15 protein-coding genes are annotated in these 16,396 nt (G+C 68.7%); 13 read left to right on the forward strand and 2 right to left on the reverse strand.

What is annotated here, in order from left to right; genetic code table 11:
* Positions 1-6: 6 nt before the first annotated feature.
* Both aztA and AC5IG3_RS09480 read right to left on the reverse strand, forming a co-directional pair.
* On the reverse strand, positions 7-861 hold the full coding sequence (gene aztA / locus AC5IG3_RS09475; protein WP_491906049.1) for a zinc ABC transporter ATP-binding protein AztA: 855 nt from the start codon (positions 859-861) through the stop codon (positions 7-9).
* Between the two features lie 82 nt (positions 862-943).
* On the reverse strand, positions 944-1,363 hold the full coding sequence (locus AC5IG3_RS09480; protein ID WP_491906050.1) for a Fur family transcriptional regulator: 420 nt from the start codon (positions 1,361-1,363) through the stop codon (positions 944-946).
* Between the two features lie 227 nt (positions 1,364-1,590).
* Between AC5IG3_RS09480 and AC5IG3_RS09485 the strand changes: the two genes are divergently transcribed.
* The 13 genes from AC5IG3_RS09485 to yajC all read left to right on the forward strand — a co-directional run bounded on the left by AC5IG3_RS09485 (position 1,591) and on the right by yajC (position 16,319).
* Positions 1,591-2,751 (forward strand): methyl-accepting chemotaxis protein, encoded by a 1,161-nt coding sequence (locus AC5IG3_RS09485; RefSeq protein WP_491906051.1) that lies wholly within the window; start codon positions 1,591-1,593, stop codon positions 2,749-2,751.
* A 13-nt stretch (positions 2,752-2,764) separates the two neighbouring features.
* The gene (locus AC5IG3_RS09490; protein ID WP_491906052.1) at positions 2,765-3,133 is read left to right on the forward strand and encodes a response regulator; all 369 of its coding nucleotides are present in this window, start codon (positions 2,765-2,767) and stop codon (positions 3,131-3,133) included.
* A 9-nt stretch (positions 3,134-3,142) separates the two neighbouring features.
* On the forward strand, positions 3,143-3,448 hold the full coding sequence (locus tag AC5IG3_RS09495; protein WP_491906053.1) for an STAS domain-containing protein: 306 nt from the start codon (positions 3,143-3,145) through the stop codon (positions 3,446-3,448).
* Complete coding sequence (locus AC5IG3_RS09500) at positions 3,445-5,682, forward strand: chemotaxis protein CheA (RefSeq protein ID WP_491906054.1); 2,238 nt, start codon at positions 3,445-3,447, stop codon at positions 5,680-5,682. The genes AC5IG3_RS09495 and AC5IG3_RS09500 overlap by 4 nt, the downstream gene beginning before the upstream one ends.
* A complete protein-coding gene (locus AC5IG3_RS09505) occupies positions 5,679-8,201 on the forward strand; it encodes a methyl-accepting chemotaxis protein (protein WP_491906055.1) in 2,523 nt (840 codons plus the stop codon). The genes AC5IG3_RS09500 and AC5IG3_RS09505 overlap by 4 nt, the downstream gene beginning before the upstream one ends.
* A 10-nt stretch (positions 8,202-8,211) precedes the next feature.
* Positions 8,212-8,724, forward strand: a complete 513-nt coding sequence (locus tag AC5IG3_RS09510; protein WP_491906056.1) for a chemotaxis protein CheW — start codon at positions 8,212-8,214, stop codon at positions 8,722-8,724.
* Positions 8,725-8,731: 7 nt separating this feature from the next.
* Entirely contained in the window at positions 8,732-9,568 is an 837-nt protein-coding gene (locus AC5IG3_RS09515; protein ID WP_491906057.1) for a CheR family methyltransferase, read from the forward strand.
* Positions 9,569-9,588: 20 nt separating this feature from the next.
* Positions 9,589-10,089: a chemotaxis protein CheD gene (locus tag AC5IG3_RS09520; RefSeq protein WP_491906058.1), complete on the forward strand. Its 501-nt coding sequence runs from the start codon at positions 9,589-9,591 to the stop codon at positions 10,087-10,089.
* Between the two features lie 14 nt (positions 10,090-10,103).
* The gene (locus tag AC5IG3_RS09525) at positions 10,104-11,174 is read left to right on the forward strand and encodes a protein-glutamate methylesterase/protein-glutamine glutaminase (RefSeq protein ID WP_491906059.1); all 1,071 of its coding nucleotides are present in this window, start codon (positions 10,104-10,106) and stop codon (positions 11,172-11,174) included.
* 55 nt (positions 11,175-11,229) lie between these two features.
* On the forward strand, positions 11,230-11,814 hold the full coding sequence (locus tag AC5IG3_RS09530) for an NnrU family protein (protein ID WP_491906060.1): 585 nt from the start codon (positions 11,230-11,232) through the stop codon (positions 11,812-11,814).
* 13 nt (positions 11,815-11,827) lie between these two features.
* Positions 11,828-13,891 carry an ATP-dependent helicase gene (locus AC5IG3_RS09535; RefSeq protein ID WP_491906061.1) on the forward strand — a complete coding sequence of 688 codons (2,064 nt, stop codon included), beginning with the start codon at positions 11,828-11,830 and terminating at the stop codon, positions 13,889-13,891.
* A gap of 122 nt (positions 13,892-14,013) precedes the next feature.
* Positions 14,014-15,876: a S8 family peptidase gene (locus tag AC5IG3_RS09540; protein WP_491906062.1), complete on the forward strand. Its 1,863-nt coding sequence runs from the start codon at positions 14,014-14,016 to the stop codon at positions 15,874-15,876.
* Positions 15,877-15,995: 119 nt separating this feature from the next.
* Complete coding sequence (gene yajC / locus AC5IG3_RS09545) at positions 15,996-16,319, forward strand: preprotein translocase subunit YajC (protein WP_491906063.1); 324 nt, start codon at positions 15,996-15,998, stop codon at positions 16,317-16,319.
* Positions 16,320-16,396: the final 77 nt, after the last annotated feature.

Genomic DNA, 16,396 nt, shown 5'->3' on the forward strand with positions numbered 1-16,396 from the left:
CGCGCGTCAGTGCGCGTGAGGGGCATGAGCGTCGTGGCGGTGGCCGTGCGAATGGACCTGTCCGGGCGCCGGGGCCGGCGGCGTGGCGGACGCTTCGCCCTGCGGCTCGACATGCACCTGGCAGGCGGGTGCGCGCTCGTCCCAGGCCTCGACCATCTGGCGCGCCTGGCGCAGCGCGTGCTCGCGCAGCACGGCCTCGGTCGGGCCCCAGGCGACGGCCTCGCGCGCCAGCAGCAGGGTCTGCTCGAAGTTCTGCCGCACCTGCTCCATGTCGTGCAGCACCGCGATCACGGTGCGGCCTTCGCGGTGCCAGGTGTGCACCACGGCCAGCAGGTCGGCGGTGGTGCGCTCGTCGACCGCGTTGAAGGGCTCGTCCAGCAGCACCACGCGGGCGTCCTGCAGCATCAGCCGCGCGAACAGCACGCGCTGGCACTGGCCGGTGGACAACTCGCCGATCAGGCGGCGTTCGAAGCCCGCCAGCCCGGTCTGCGCCAGCGCGTGGCTGATGGCGGCGCGGTCCTCGGCCCGCACACGGCGAAACGCACCCAGCCGGGGCCACAGGCCCATGGCGACGACGTCGCGCACGGTGATCGGAAACGTCCGGTCGATCTCGGCCTGCTGCGGCAGGTAGGCGATGCGGGTGCCCGCCGCGCAGTCGATACCGCCCTGCGTCGGCCGCACCCGGCCGGCCAGCACGCCCATCAGCGTGCTCTTGCCGGCGCCGTTGGGCCCGATCACGGCCGTGGAGGAGCCGGCCGCGAACTCGCCCGACAGGTGGTGAATGGCCGGGTGGCTGCGGTAGGCGACCGTCAGGTCGCGCACGATCAGGGCCGGCGTGGCCAGCGGCAGACCTGCCTTCATGCCAGTGCCCAGCCCACCGCCAGCCACAGCAGCGCCATCAGGCCCAGCGCGCCGGCCAGCCGCGCGGGAGCGCCCCAGTTCATCAAGCGTGCTCCTCGACGGCAGTCGCCACGCAATCGGCGCACAGGCCGTGCAGCGTCAGGTCATGGCGCTCGACCACGAAGCCCTGCGGCGCGAGCTGCTCGATCGAGCCCGGGCAGGCGTGGATCGGGAACATGCGGTCGCAGCGCTGGCAGTGGAAGTGGTGCAGGTGGGCGTGGTGCTCGATCTCGTAGCGCGGCGCCTGGCCGGGCAGGTCGACGGCGCGGATGTGGCCCTCGGCCTCCAGCAGCTTGAGGTTGCGGTAGACCGTGGCAATGCCCAGTCCCGGCACCTGCACCTGCGCGGCGGCCAGCACTTCGGCGGGCGTCAGCGGACGGCCGGCCTGCTCGATGCCGGCGCGGATGGCCTCGCGCTGGCGCGTGGTGCGGGCACTGGGTGAAGGGGCAGAGGAAAAATTCATTTTGATAATGATAAGCCATTATCAATTTGATGCCGTGCATCCGCGCGAATTGACTTGCATCTACGCCGCTCGCCGGGTCCGAGACCAAATCTGAAATCTGATGGCTGAACTCGGTGCTGATTCGGGTTTAGTTTCCGGACACGAGGCCGAAACTACCTAGAACACAGAAGCCGCCACACCACGGTGAGGGGGTCCTGCTTTCAATGCAGTTCTCGGGTCCATACAAAATGCGCATCTCACTGTCTACCGCCCGTCAGGCCACGCCTGGTCTGGTGTTTCTCGCCTGGGCGGCTGCCACCGTCGCCGGTCGTCCCTGGGCCGCCGGCCTGTCGGGCCTGTGTCTGGGGCTGCTGGCGCTGGGCGTGCCCGGCAAGGTGCAGCAGTGGCGGGCCCGGCCGGGGCACGGTGCGGTCGATCGCGGTGTGTCATCCAACACATCGGCCCGCACATCGTCCACCGAGGCCGAACACACCGCCCGCCTGATCGACGAAGCCACCCAGCTCTGGGCCCAGCACATCCAGACCGCGCAGACGCAGATGCGCGAGGCCACCACGCAGGTGGTGCAGGGCTTTGCGTCCATCCTGGGCCAGCTCGACCAGATCACGCAGCCGGCGGCAGGTGGCGGTGGCGCCGGCGCACTCGACCAGCGCGCCAACCTGCTGTCGGAGTGCGAGCGCGAACTGCGCACGCTGATACAGGGCTTCAACGCCTTTGTCACCTCGCGCGATCAGGTGCTGTCCACGGTGCGCTCGCTCACCCACGTTTCATCGGGCCTGCGCGACATGGCCGAGGACGTGGCCGGCCTGGCGCGCCAGACCAACCTGCTGTCGCTCAACGCCGCCATCGAGGCGGCCCGCGCCGGCACCGCCGGCCGTGGCTTTGCCGTGGTGGCGGCCGAGGTGCGCCGGCTTTCGTCGGCCTCCGGCGAGACCGGCAAGCGCATCGGCGACCAGGTCAACGCCTTCAGCGAACAGGTCAGCCAGACGCTGGCGCAGGCGACCGAGCGCATGCAGGGCGACCAGACGCTGCTGGGCCAGTCGGAGCAGACCATCACGTCGGTGATTCACCGCGTCGACAGCACGGTCGATGAGCTCAACGCCCGCGCCGCCGACCTGGCCTCGCGCAGCGACGCCGTGCGCGAGCAGGTCGAGGGCCTGATGGTGGCCTTCCAGTTCCAGGACCGCGTGCACCAGATCCTCGACCAGATCACCCAGTCGATGGGCAGCACCAGCGCGCGGCTGATCGACGCCGCCACCACCGGACATCGGCCCGAAGGCGCCGAGTGGACCGAGCTGCTCAACGCCGGCTACACCACGGCCGAGCAGAAAGACCACACCGTCGCCCCCGCCACGGCCGGCCAGGCCAGCGCCGGCGCGACCTTTTTCTAAGCCAGAGACCCGCATGAGCAAAACCATTCTTGTCGTCGACGACTCCGTCTCGCTGCGTCAGGTCGTGAGCATCGCGCTGACGCGCGCCGGCTACGACGTGCTCGAAGCCGGCGACGGCGTCGAGGCGCTGACCAAGCTCGACGGCCGCAAGATCAACCTGATCGTCAGCGACGTGAACATGCCGCGCATGGACGGCATCACCTTCGTCACCCAGGTCAAGCTGAACCCGCGCTACAAGTTCACGCCGGTGATCATGCTGACGACCGAAAACGGCGGCGACCGCATGCAGCAGGGCAAGACGGCCGGCGCCAAGGCGTGGATCGTCAAGCCCTTCAGCCCACCCGTGCTGCTGGATGCCGTCTCCAAGCTGATTCTTCCCTGAGGAGCCGCCATGACCGAGCGCTTCGACCTGCCCGGCGAGCTGACCATCTTCAGCGCCGCCGAAACCCATGCCGCGCTGCTGGCGTGGATCGCCCGCCAGCCGGGGGAGCCGGCACAGCCGCTGGAGGTGGGCGCGCAACAGGTGCTCGATCTGGACGGCGCCGGCGTACAGCTGCTGTGCGCGCTGTCGGCCCTGCTGGAACACAAGGGCTGGGAATGGCGGCTGGTGGCGCCCACGGGCACGCTGACCAAGGCGTGCAAAACGCTGGGCCTGTCGGGTTGGCTTGAACAACACACTGCGGCGGAGCCGGCATGAAAAAGAAGAATGCCGACTACGACATGAGCTTCATCGCCGAGGCGATTCCGGCCTTCATCAGCGAGGCGCGCGAGCAGACCGAGGCACTGGAGCAACTGCTGCTGCAGCTGGAAGAAAGCCCCGGCGACCGCGAACTGCTGGACGCGCTGTTCCGCTGCGCGCACACCGTCAAGGGCTCGGCCGGCATCTTCGGCCTGACCAAGGTGGTCGATTTCACCCACCACGTCGAGACGCTGCTGTCGCGCATCCGCGAAGGCCAGATCGACCTGGACCTGGGCGTGAGCACGCTGCTGCTGCAGTGCAACGACCAGATCCGCCACCTGATCGGCACCGCCGCGGACGACAGCACCGACACACCGGAGCAGATCGAAACCCGCGCCGACCTGGTGATGCAACTGCACGCGCTGCTGGGCGAGCCGGGCCATGGCGGTGCCTCCATCGCAGCGCCCGCCAGCACGGACGAGGCCCTGCCGCGCTGGCACCTGTCGGCGCACTTCGGCCCCGACACCTTCCGCAACGGCATGGACCCGCTGGCGATCCTGGGCTATCTGGAAGGCCTGGGCACGGTGGTGGCGATCGACTGCGACCGCGAGGCGGTGCCCGCGCTCGACGCCATGGACCCCGAGCAGTGCCACCTGGCCTTCGAGCTGGGCCTGGAGACCGCCGCCAGCCGCGAGGACATCGAGGCCGCCTTCAGCTTCGTGCGCGACGACTGCGTGCTCAAGCTGATCGAGCCACGCGCCTCGGCCGAGACCTACGCCAAGCTGATCGAGGACATGCCCGACCGACCGCGCCTGGGCGACATGCTGGTGGCCATCGGCGCCGTCACGCGCGATCAACTGCAGGACTGCCTGGACCATCAGCAGGCGGCCCTGTTCAGTTCGCCCGAGAACACGCCCATGCTGGGCGAGCTGCTGCACACGCAGGCCGGCGTGCCCGAGGCCGTGGTCGCCGCCGCGCTCAACAAGCAGCGCAGGCAGCGCGAGCCGGCCCCGGTCGCCCAAGCCGCCGACGAGAACCGCTACATCCGCGTGCACGCCGACCGGCTCGACGCCGTCATCAACCTGCTCGGCGAGCTGGTGATTGCCGGCGCGGGCGCGTCGATGCTGGCGCGGCAGACGCGCCAGCGCAACCTGCTCGAAGCCAACCAGAACATCGGCCGCCTGATCGAGGAAGTGCGCAACGGCACGCTGCAGCTGCGCATGGTGCCGATCGGCGAGACCTTCAGCCGCTTCCGCCGCGTGGTGCGCGACACCGCCTCGCAGCTGGGCAAGGAGGTGGCGCTGGAGATCGTCGGCGGCGAGACCGAACTCGACAAATCGATGGTCGAGCGCATCGCCGACCCGCTGATGCACCTGGTGCGCAACAGCCTCGACCATGGCCTGGAAACCCCGGCCGAGCGCGTGGCCGCCGGCAAGCCTGCCGCCGGCACGGTGGTGCTGAGTGCGCGCCACGAGTCGGGCAACATCCTGATCCGCATCGAGGACGACGGCCGCGGCATCGACCGCGACCGCGTGCTGCAGCGCGCCTGGGAGCGCGGCCTGGTCGACCGGGGCGTGACGCCGCCGGACGCCGACATCCTCAAGCTGATCTTCGAGCCCGGCTTCTCGACCGCCGCGCAAGTCACCAACCTGTCCGGGCGCGGCGTCGGCATGGATGTGGTGCGCCGCAACATCGAGGCCTTGCGCGGCAACGTTCAGCTGCACAGCACGCCGGGCGCCGGCACGCAGATCGACATCCGCCTGCCGCTGACACTGGCCATCATCGATGGCTTCCTGGTCAGCGTGGGCGCGTCCAAGTTCATCTTCCCGCTTGATGCGGTGGTCGAGGTGATCGAGAGCCAGCCCGAGGCCACCGAACTCGACGCCCGCGGCCGCGGCGTGGTCGAGTTGCGCGGCGAGGTGCTGCCGGTGGTCAGCCTGCGCACGCTCTACGGGCTCGATGCGCCGCCGCCCGAGCGCGACAGCATCGTGGTCGTCAATGCGGGCAGCGGGCCGTACGGCATTCTGGTCGACGCGCTGCTCGGCCAGTACCAGACCGTCATCAAGCCGCTGGGGCATCTGTTCAAGACGCTGCGCGGCATCTCCGGTTCTTCCATTCTCGGCAACGGCGAGGTGGCGTTGATCTGCGACGTCGCGTCCCTGGGCCAACTGGCGGCCCAGCCGTCCCACGCCTACGCCACCCGTCCGGTCCACCCGATCGCCCAAACCCTCACTGAAGGCCAAGCCTCATGAATCAGCATCAACCCTCCTGGATCGCCCGGCTCCTGATCGGCGCCGAACTCAAGCAAGCCGCCGATGAGGCGCAGAAGAACGAAAGCGCCCGCCTGGCCGCCGAGGCGGCGCTGGCGGAGCTGAAGGGCCGGCTCGCCGAGGTCGAGTCCGAGCTGAAGGTGCGCACCGACATCATGAACGTGACCAGCATCGTCTCGGAGGCCGACAAGAAGGGCGACATCCTGAGCGTGAACGCCAAGTTCTGCGAGGTCTCGAAGTACAGCCGCGACGAGCTGATCGGGCGGCCGCACAACACCACGCGCCACCCCGACATGCCCAAGGACACCTTCAAGCAGCTGTGGTCGACCATCGGCCGCGGCGAGACCTTCCGGGGCGTCATCAAGAACCGCGCCAAGGACGGTACGCCGTACTACGTCGACGCCGTGGTCGCGCCGATCCTGGGCGAGAACGGCAAGCCGATGAAGTACCTGGGCGTGCGCTACGACATCACCGAAGCCGAGATCGAGCGCCAGAACGCGCGCGGCGTGCTGGGCGCCATCGACGCCTCCTACGCCTACATCGAGTTCGACCTGCGCGGCCAGGTGCTGCACGCCAACGCCAACTTCCTGCAGCTGATGGGCTACCGGCTCGAAGAGGTCACGGGCCAGCATCACCGCCTGTTCGTCGACCCGGCGCACGCCGCCACCGCCGCCTACGACAACTTCTGGCGCGAGCTGAATGCCGGCAAGCCGCAGAGCGAGGTCTTCAAGCGCATCACCAAGGCGGGCAAGGAAGTCTGGATCCAGGCGATCTACGCGCCCGTCAACGACGAGATGGGCCGCGTGGTCAAGATCGTCAAGATCGCCACCGACGTGACCGCCGCGCGGCTGCAGTCGGCCGACTTCGAGGGCCAGCTACAGGCCATCAGCAAGGCGCAGGCGGTGATCGAGTTCAGCCTGGACGGCAAGGTGCTCCACGCCAACGACAACTTCCTGAGCGTGCTGGGTTATTCGCTCAACGAGATCAAGGGCCAGCACCATTCGATGTTCGTCGAGCCGAACCACCGCAACAGCGTCGACTACCGCCTGTTCTGGGAAAAGCTCGGTCGCGGTGAATACGACGCCGGCCAGTACATGCGCATCGGCAAGGGCGGCCGCGAAATCTGGATCCAGGCGTCCTACAACCCGATCATGGATTTGAACGGCAAGCCGTTCAAGGTGGTCAAGTACGCCACCGACATCACCGCCGAGGTCAACGCCAACACCATGCTTCGCCTGGCGGTCGAGCAGGCACAGGCCGTCACCGCCGCCGCCCGCGAAGGCAACCTGAACAAGCGCATTCCGCTCGAAGGCAAGTCCGGCCCGATCGAGGCGCTGTGCAGCGGCGTCAACTCGATGATGGAGACCACGTCCGTGATCTCAGCCGACCTGGGCCGCGTGCTGGCGGCCCTGGCTGCGGGCGACCTGTCGCAGCGCGTCATCGCCGAGTACGCCGGCACCTTCGGCCAGCTCAAGGCCGACGCCAACGCCACCAGCGAGACGCTCGCCGGCATCATCGAAGACGTCAGCCGCGTGTTCTCGGGCCTGGCCGGCGGCGACCTGTCGCAGCGCATCAGCCGCGACGCCCAGGGCATCTTCGACCAGGTCAAGCAGGACGCCAACGCCACGTGCGACAAGCTCGCCGGCATCATCGACGAGGTGCGCGGCGCCGCCGACCAGCTCACCGGCGCGGCCGGCCAGGTCAGCGCCACGGCGCAGTCGCTGTCGCAGGCGGCCAGCGAGCAGGCCGCCTCGGTGGAGGAAACCACCGCGTCGATCGAGCAGATGTCGGCCTCCATTTCGCAGAACAGCGACAACGCCAAGGTCACCGACGGCATGGCCACCAAGGCCTCCAAGGAAGCCAGCGAAGGCGGCGAGGCCGTCACCCTGACCGTCAAGGCCATGAAGCAGATCGCGGCCAAGATCAGCATCGTCAACGACATCGCCTACCAGACCAACCTGCTGGCGCTCAACGCGGCCATCGAAGCGGCACGCGCCGGCGAACACGGCAAGGGCTTCGCGGTGGTGGCGGCGGAAGTGCGCAAGCTGGCCGAGCGCAGCCAGGAAGCGGCCAAGGAGATCGGCGACCTGGCGTCCAACAGCGTCTCGACCGCAGAGCGCGCCGGCAAGCTGCTCGACGAGATCGTGCCCTCGATCAAGAAGACAAGCGACCTGGTGCAGGAAATCTCGGCGGCCTCCGAGGAGCAAAGCTCGGCGGTCAACCAGATCGGCGGCGCCATGGGCCAGCTCAGCAAGGCGACGCAGCAGAACGCGTCGGCGTCCGAGGAACTGGCCTCCACCAGCGAGGAACTGTCCGGCCAGGCCGAGCAGCTGCAGCAGGTGATCGGCTTCTTCAACGCCGGCGAAGCGCATTCGGCCGTCGTGCCGCTGCGCCGCGCGCAGGCGTCTGACAGCATGATGCGGCGGCCGGTGGCCAGCCTGCAAAAGGGCGTGGCGGCGGCGGGAACCCGGGCCAAAGAGGCCAACTTCCGCCCCTACTGAGCGCACTGCGATGAACGCCCCTTCCCCGCTCCAGGGCGCGCCCGAGTCGGCCCAGTACCTGACCTTCATGCTCGGCGAGAGCGTGTTTGCGGTCGGCATCGATTCGGTGCGCGAAATCATCCAGTACGGCCAGATGGCCACCGTGCCGCTGACGCCGCTGTTCGTGCGCGGCGTCATCAACCTGCGTGGCGCAGTCGTGCCGGTCATCGACCTGCAGGCCCGCTTTGGCCGGGGTGCGGCCCCCGTGGGCGAGAAGACCTGCATCGTGATCTTCGACGCCCGCTGCGAGACCGAGCGCATCGACCTCGGGCTGATGGTCGATGCAGTCAGCGAGGTGATCGACATCGCGCCCGGCCAGATCGAACCACCGCCGCAGTTCGGCAGCGTGGTGCGACGCGAGTACATCCGCGGCATGGCCAAGGTCCAGGGGCGCTTCGTCGTCATCCTGGAGCCCGACAGCGCGCTCGACGTCGAGGACATGGCCTTGCTGTGTCAACAGGAACAGGACAGGCTCGCTGCCTGAGCCCCACATGGTCATCTCCCCGTTTGAGCGCGAGCCACTGAGCGACCGCACCTTCCAGGCCATCAGTCGCATCATCTACGACGCGATCGGCCTGTCGCTGACGGCGTCGAAGAAGTCGCTGGTGTCGTCCAGGCTGAACTCGCGCATCCAGCGGCTCGGGCTGCGCGGCTATGACGACTACCTCGCGCTGCTGCAGGACGACAGCGAGGCGGGCGAATTCCAGATGGCGATCGACCTGCTGACCACCAACGAGACCTATTTCTTCCGCGAGCCCAAGCACTACGAGGTGCTGGAGCAGGAACTCGCCGCGCGCGGCCCCAAGGCCGGCCCGCTGAACATCTGGAGCGCCGCGTCCTCCTTCGGCGACGAGGCCTACAGCACCGCGATGCTGCTGGCCGACATGCAGCAGGCGGGCCGCATCGGGCCGGACTGGTCAATCCTGGGCACCGACATCAGCCACCGCGTGCTGCTGAGCGCCAAGGAGGCCGTCTACCCCGAGGACCGCCTGCGCCATGTCTCGCCCGAGCGGCTGCGCCGCTACTGCCTGCGCGGCGAAGGGCCGGCCGAGGGTCAGGCCATGATCCAGCCCAAGCTGCTGGAGCGCGTGCGCTTCGGCCAGCTCAACCTGTGCAAGCCGTTCAGCGGGCTGGGGCCGTTCGACGTGGTCTTTCTGCGCAACGTGCTGATCTACTTCGACCCCGAAACCAAGCGCCAGGTGGTCGACCGCGTGGTGGCCACGCTGAAGCCGGGCGGGCTGTTTTTCATGGGCACGGCCGAAGGCCGGGTTCAGGCCGATGTGCAGCTCACGACCCTCGTGCCCGGCGCGTTCCGCAAGCCGCTCTGAGCAGCGGACGCTGAACCCGCATGAGCGCCAGTCCCTTCCAGCCACCACCGTCGCACGGCTTCGTGCTGCAGCCCGGCAACGTGGCGGTGGCCACGCGCGGCGACCGGCTCGAAACCCTGCTCGGCTCCTGCGTGGCGGTGGTGCTGACCGACCCGCGCCGCACCGTGGGCGCGATGTGCCACGTCGTGCACGCCAGCGAGCCCGGGCCGGCTGCGCAGGGCAACACCGCCTACGCCAGCTGCGCCCTGCAGGCGATGTATGACGGGCTGCGCCGCATCGGCATTGCGCCGCAGCTGTGCGAAGCCCATGTCTACGGCGGCGGCAACATGTTTCCGCACCTGGTCAAGGGCAGCCACATCGGCGCCTGGAACGGCGAACGTGTGCTGGACCTGCTGACCGAGGCCGGCATCCGCGTGGTGTCGCAGTCGCTGGGCGGCCCCTTCTATCGAAAACTGGCCTGGGTCGTCGGCCCGGCCGAGCCCGAGTGCGTCCTGGTCGACGTGCCGGACCTGTCCCATTGAACGGAACTCACCCCATGGCAGTCATCAAGGTTTATGTGGTGGACGACTCCGCCGTCGTGCGGCAGACACTGGCGCAGTTGCTGGCAGGCCTGGCCGATGTCGAGCTGATCGGCAGCGCGCCCAATCCGCTCATCGCCATCGAGGCCATGCGCAAGAAACGCCCCGACGTGCTGCTGCTCGACATCGAGATGCCCGGCATGGACGGCCTGACCTTCCTGCGCCAGGTGATGTCGACCGACCCGATCCCGACCGTGATCTGCTCGACGCTGGGCACCGAAGGCGGCCGGGTGGCGCTCGACGCGCTGGCCGCGGGCGCGGTGGCGGTGCTGGCCAAGCCGCAGTTCGGGCTGAAACAGCACCTGGAGGAGTCGCGCCAGGAAATGATCCAGACGCTCAAGGCGGCGGCACGCTCCAGGCCGCGCGCCCGCACCAGCCTGCCGGCGGCAGGGGACGCGGGCGGCGTCAAGCTGGCGTCCGCGCGCCCGTCCGGCTCGTCGGTGCACGCGCTGGCGGTCAACAAGCCGGTGGTGATCGGCAGCTCCACCGGCGGCACGCAGGCGCTCGAATGCATCCTGACGGCGCTGCCGGCCGACGCGCCCGGCATCGCCATCACCCAGCACATGCCGGAGAAGTTCACCGCCATGTACGCCGCGCGCCTGGACGGCCTGTGCGCCATCAACGTGCGCGAAGCCCGCGACGGCGACCGGCTGGAGCGCGGCGTGGCGCTGATCGCCCCGGGCGGGCGCCACATGCAGCTGCGCAAGTCGGTCGGGCAGTACTACGTCAAGGTGATCGACGGCCCGCCGGTCAACCGCCACAAGCCGTCGGTGGACGTGCTGTTCCGCTCGGCGGCCGAATGCGCCGGCGGCAACGTGCTGGGCATCATCCTGACCGGCATGGGCGACGACGGCGCGCGCGGCATGAAGGTGCTGCACGACGGCGGCGCCCGCACCATCGCGCAGAACGAGGAGACCTGCGTGGTGTTCGGCATGCCGATGGAGGCGATCAAGCTGCAGGCGGTCGACGAGATCCTGCCGCTGGAGTCGATCGCCCGCGCCCTGCTGCAGTTCGACGCCCGCGCCTGACGGAGCCGCCCGGCCGGGCGCACAATCCGCCGCCTTGATCCCACAAGGAGCGGCAATGTCGATCTTGATCCTCGGTTTGATTCTGTTTCTGGGCGTGCATTCGGTGCGCATCGTGGCCGACGACTGGCGCGCGCGCCAGATCGCCCAGCGCGGCGAAGGCGTCTGGAAAGGCGTGTATGCGCTGCTGGCACTGGCCGGCTTCGTGCTGATCTGCATCGGCTACGGCCAGGCGCGGCTCAACCCCGTGCCGCTGTGGACGCCGTGGACGGGCGGGCGGCATCTGGCGGCGCTGCTGACGCTGATCGCGTTCGTGATGCTCGCGGCCACCTACGTGCCGGGCAACGCGATCAAGGCGCGACTCAAGCACCCGATGATCCTGGGCGTCAAGGTCTGGGCGCTGGCGCATCTGCTGGCCAACCACACGCTGGCCGATGTGCTGCTGTTCGGCAGCTTTCTGCTCTGGGCGGTGCTGGACTTCCGCGCCGCGCGCCGTCGTCCCGCCCCGGTCATGGCCGTGCCCGTGACGACCGTGCGCACCGTGCTGACGGTCGTGATCGGCGTGGTCGCCTGGGCGGGGTTTGCGTTCTGGGCCCACGGCGCGTGGATCGGCGTGGCGCCGTTTGCCCGGCCCGCAGGCTGAGAGGGCGCGATTCATGGCCGAAGCCCCCTCGACCCTCAATCCCGCCCAGATGGAGGCGGTCAATCATCTGCACAGCCCCTGTCTGGTGCTGGCCGGCGCGGGCTCGGGCAAGACGCGGGTGATCACGCAGAAGATTGCGCGGCTGCTGCAGGCGGGCTTGCGGCCCGAGCAGATCGGCGCCATCACCTTCACCAACAAGGCGGCGCAGGAGATGCGCGAGCGCGCCAAGTCGCTGGTGGGCGCGCGGGCGTCCAAGCACCTGCTGATCGCGACGTTCCACAGCCTGGGCGTGCGCATCCTGCGCGAGGACGGCGAGCGGGTCGGCCTGAAGCCCAAGTTCTCGATCCTCGACAGCGACGACGTGCTGAGCGTGCTGCGCGACGCCGGCGGCACCACCGACGCGCAGGTGGCGCGGCGCTGGCAGTGGACCATCAGCCTGTGGAAGAACGAAGGCATCTCCTGGGAACAGGCCGAAGGCCAGGCGCAGAACGCCGACGAGGTGCAGGCCGCGCGGGTGATGAAGCTCTACCAGGAGCGGCTGACGGCGTACCAGGCGGTGGACTTCGATGACCTGATCGGCCTGCCGCTCCAGCTGCTGCAGCAGCACGACGAGGCGCGCCAGAAGTGGCGCGACCAGCTGCGCCACGTGCTGGTCGACGAATACCAGGACACCAACGCGACACAGTACGAGTTGCTGAAAGAGATCGTCGGCCCGGACGGCGTCTTCACCGCCGTGGGCGACGACGACCAGAGCATCTACGGCTGGCGTGGCGCCACCATCGAGAACCTCAAGCGCCTGCCGCAGGACTACCCGAAGCTCAAGGTCATTCCGCTGGAGCAGAACTACCGCTCCACGGGCGCGATCCTGGAGGCGGCCAACAACGTCATTGCGCTCAACCCGAAGATCTTCCAGAAGAAGCTCTGGAGCGACCTGGGCGACGGCGAGCCGGTGCGGGTGGTCGAGTGCGACCAGGAAGAACACGAGGCCGAGCGGGCGGTGGCGCGCATCCTGGGCATCCGCGCGAACGCGACCGGCGCGTACACGGGTGTGACCGAGTGGCGCGACTTTGCCGTGCTCTACCGCGCCAACCACCAGAGCCGCAAGCTCGAAGAGGCGTTCCGGCGCGCGCAGATTCCGTACAAGGTCTCGGGCGGGCAGAGCTTTTTCGACCGCGCCGAGATCAAGGACCTGTGCGGCTGGCTGCGCCTGCTGGTCAATCAGGACGACGACCCGGCGTTTCTGCGCGCGGTGACCACGCCCAAGCGCGGCATCGGCCACACCACGCTGGGCGCTCTGGGCGAATTTGCCGGCCAGTGGAAGGTGAGCCTGTTCGAGGCGCTGTTCCAGGAGTCGCTCGGCACCCGCCTGAGCGCCAAGGCGATCGGCTCGCTGCACGAGTTCGGCCGCTACATCAACGACCTCGAATACAAGGCCCGCCACACCGTGGGCGCCGAGGCCGCCAAGCCGATGCTGCTGGAGTGGCTGACCGAGATCGGCTACGAATCGTTCCTGTACGACAACGAAGAGAACGAGAAAGTGGCGGCCGCGCGCTGGAGCAACGTGATCGACTTCATCGACTGGGTCGCCAAGCGCTGCGGCGGGCAGGTCGAGAACGATGGCGGCATTGCGACCGAGACCGAGCGCAAGAGCGTGCTCGACATCGCCCAGAGCATCAGCGTGATCCTGAGCCTGGCCGAGCGCGGCGAGGACCAGAACATGGTGACGCTGTCGACCCTGCACGCCAGCAAGGGCCTGGAGTGGCCGCACGTGGTGCTGGCCGGCGTCAACGAGGGCACGCTGCCCTTCAAGCGCGAGGAGGAGGACATGACGCCCGAGCGCCTGGAGGAAGAGCGCCGGCTGATGTACGTGGGCATCACCCGCGCGCGGCGCACGCTGCTGGTCTGCACGCTGCTGCGGCAGCGGCGCGGGCGCGAGATGAAGAAGGGCATTCCGAGCCGGTTCATCCACGAGATGAAGCTCGACGAAAAGACCGTCAAGGAAGATCCGCGCGAGAAGCTCAAGGCGCTGCGGGCCGAATTTGCGGCGCGCGCGGCAGCGGTCAAGCCGGTGGTGTGAATGCCGACGCGCCGGGCGCGTCAAGCATTTGGTAACAAAGGCCTCAAGTCGAAGCTGAAGTGGCCGAAAAAGTGTTCGAGCAGCCGTTATCCCATGGCTGAACGCCCACCAGAAAGCACGTCATGCAGACCTCGCCGACACCCCGCCACGGCCCTGAAGCCGTCCGTCAGAAACGCTCCCCGGCGCTCGCGCGCTGGCTGCTTGCCGCGCTGGCCTTGTCGGCCAGCCACGGCAGCGGGGCTGCCGAGCCAGCCGCAGCCGGAACCCCGCGCCTGATGCGCCAGGACGTCGTGCTGGAGCAGACCGACCGCATGATCGTGCGCTACCGCAACGCCACCAGCGCCACCGCGCTGGACACCGGCACGCTGACGAGCGCGCGGATTGCCGGCAACCGGGCCGGCATCGAGATGAAGCACGAGCGGCGCGGCAACGATGGCTCGCACGTGCTGCGCATGAACCGCCGCCTGGGCCTGGCCGAAGCGCGCCGGGTGGCGGAAGATATCCGCGCCGGTGACGCCAACGTCGAATACGCTGAGCCCGACCGCGTGATGCAGGCGCAACTGACGCCCACCGACGGCTCCTACGCCCAGCAATGGGCGCTGTTCGAGGCCACTGCGGGCATGAACATGCCCACCGCCTGGGACAAGTCGACCGGCGCCGGCGTGGTAGTGGCGGTGCTGGACACCGGCGTCCGCCCGCACGCCGACCTGAAGGCCAACCTGCTGGCCGGCTATGACTTCATCAACACGGCAGCCATCGCCAACGACGGCGGCGGCCGCGACGCCGACCCGACCGACACGGGTGACTGGGCCCCCGCCAGCGCCTGCTACAGCGGCAGCCCGGCCAGCAACAGCAGCTGGCACGGCACCCATGTGGCCGGCACGATTGCGGCCGTGACCAACAACGGCAGCGGCATCGCAGGCGTCGCCCCCGGCGCCAAGGTGCTGCCGCTGCGCGTGCTGGGCCGCTGCGGCGGCTACACCTCGGACATCGCCGATGCGATCGTCTGGGCTTCGGGCGGCACGGTGACCGGCCTGCCGGCCAACCCGACGCCGGCACGGGTGATCAACCTGTCGCTGGGCGGCTCGGGCGCGTGCGACATCACGACCCAGAACGCCATCAACAGCGCGCGCAGCCGTGGCACGGTGGTGGTGGTGGCGGCCGGCAACTCGAACGCCGACGCCGCCAACTTCAGCCCGGCCAGCTGCGCGGGTGTCATCACCGTGGCAGCGGTCGGTCGCACCGGCGGCAAGGCGTCGTACTCCAACTTTGGCGCCAAGGTCACGCTGGCGGCACCGGGCGGCGACAGCGGCGCGGGCATCCTGTCGACGCTGAATGCCGGCACGTCCGTGCCGGGCGCTGATTCGTATGCCAGCTACATGGGCACGTCGATGGCGACGCCGCACGTGGCCGGCGTGGTTGCGCTGATGCTGGCCAAGAACCCGGCGCTCACGCCCGACGACGTGGCCGCACGCCTGAAGTCCAGCGTGCGCGCATTCCCCGCCGCATGCAACCTGTGCGGCAGCGGGCTGATCAACGCCAGTGCAGCAGTCGACGCCGCCACCGGCACGACCACCTCGCCCACGCCCACACCTGCGCCGACACCCGCGCCGGTGACCTCCACCGTGGCAGAGGTCGAGACCAACAACACGCTGGCGAAGGCACAGCTCATCAAAGTCAACCCGGCCCTGGTCAACGGCAGCTTCAGCGCCAAGACCGATGTGGATTACTACCGCGTCGACATCGCTGCCGGCAAGGCGCTGGTGAGCACGCTCAAGCCCAACGCCACGTCCAACTACGACCTCTACCTCTACATGGCCAATGGCGCGCTGCTGGGCAGCATCCGCAATGGCACCGGCGTGGCCGATACCGTGACGATCAACAACGTCGGCAAAGCCGTGGTGCCGCTGTACCTGCGCGTGGTCTACGTCAGCGGTGGCGTGGGCGCCACGGCCGGCAAGTACACGCTCAGCCTCAAGCAGTAAACCCTGCGGCCATCCCCGCGCGCCCGAAGCGCGTGGCAAAGCCCCCGGCGCCCGATGTGGTGCGGCCCTCGCCGCCTACAATCGGGCGCTTTTTCTTACACGCTCCAGGAGCCTCCAAGGTGTTCATTTCCAACGCATACGCGCAAGCCCCCGCTGCCACCCCCGATGCCGGCTCGTCATTGATGAGCATGCTGCCGCTCGTGCTGATGTTCGTGGTGCTTTACTTCGTCATGATCCGTCCGCAGATGAAGCGCCAGAAGGAACACAAGGCCATGATGGATTCGGTCTCCAAGGGCGACGAAGTGGTCGCAGCCGGCGGCCTGCTGGGCAAGGTCACCAAGGTCGCCGAAACGATCCTGACGATCGAAGTCTCCACCGGCGTCGAAGTGCAATGCCAGCGCAGCTCGGTGGTGCAAGTGCTGCCCAAGGGCTCGATCAAGTAAGAGCTTCTCTCCCTGTGCCACCTGGGCTTCCGACGCGCAGGTGGTCTCCCGCTGCGGGCCGTCAACGGGCCGCCGGG

Source organism: Leptothrix sp. (in: b-proteobacteria) (genome assembly GCF_965250675.1).
In the GTDB taxonomy this organism is placed as follows: Bacteria; Pseudomonadota; Gammaproteobacteria; order Burkholderiales; family Burkholderiaceae_C; genus Sphaerotilus.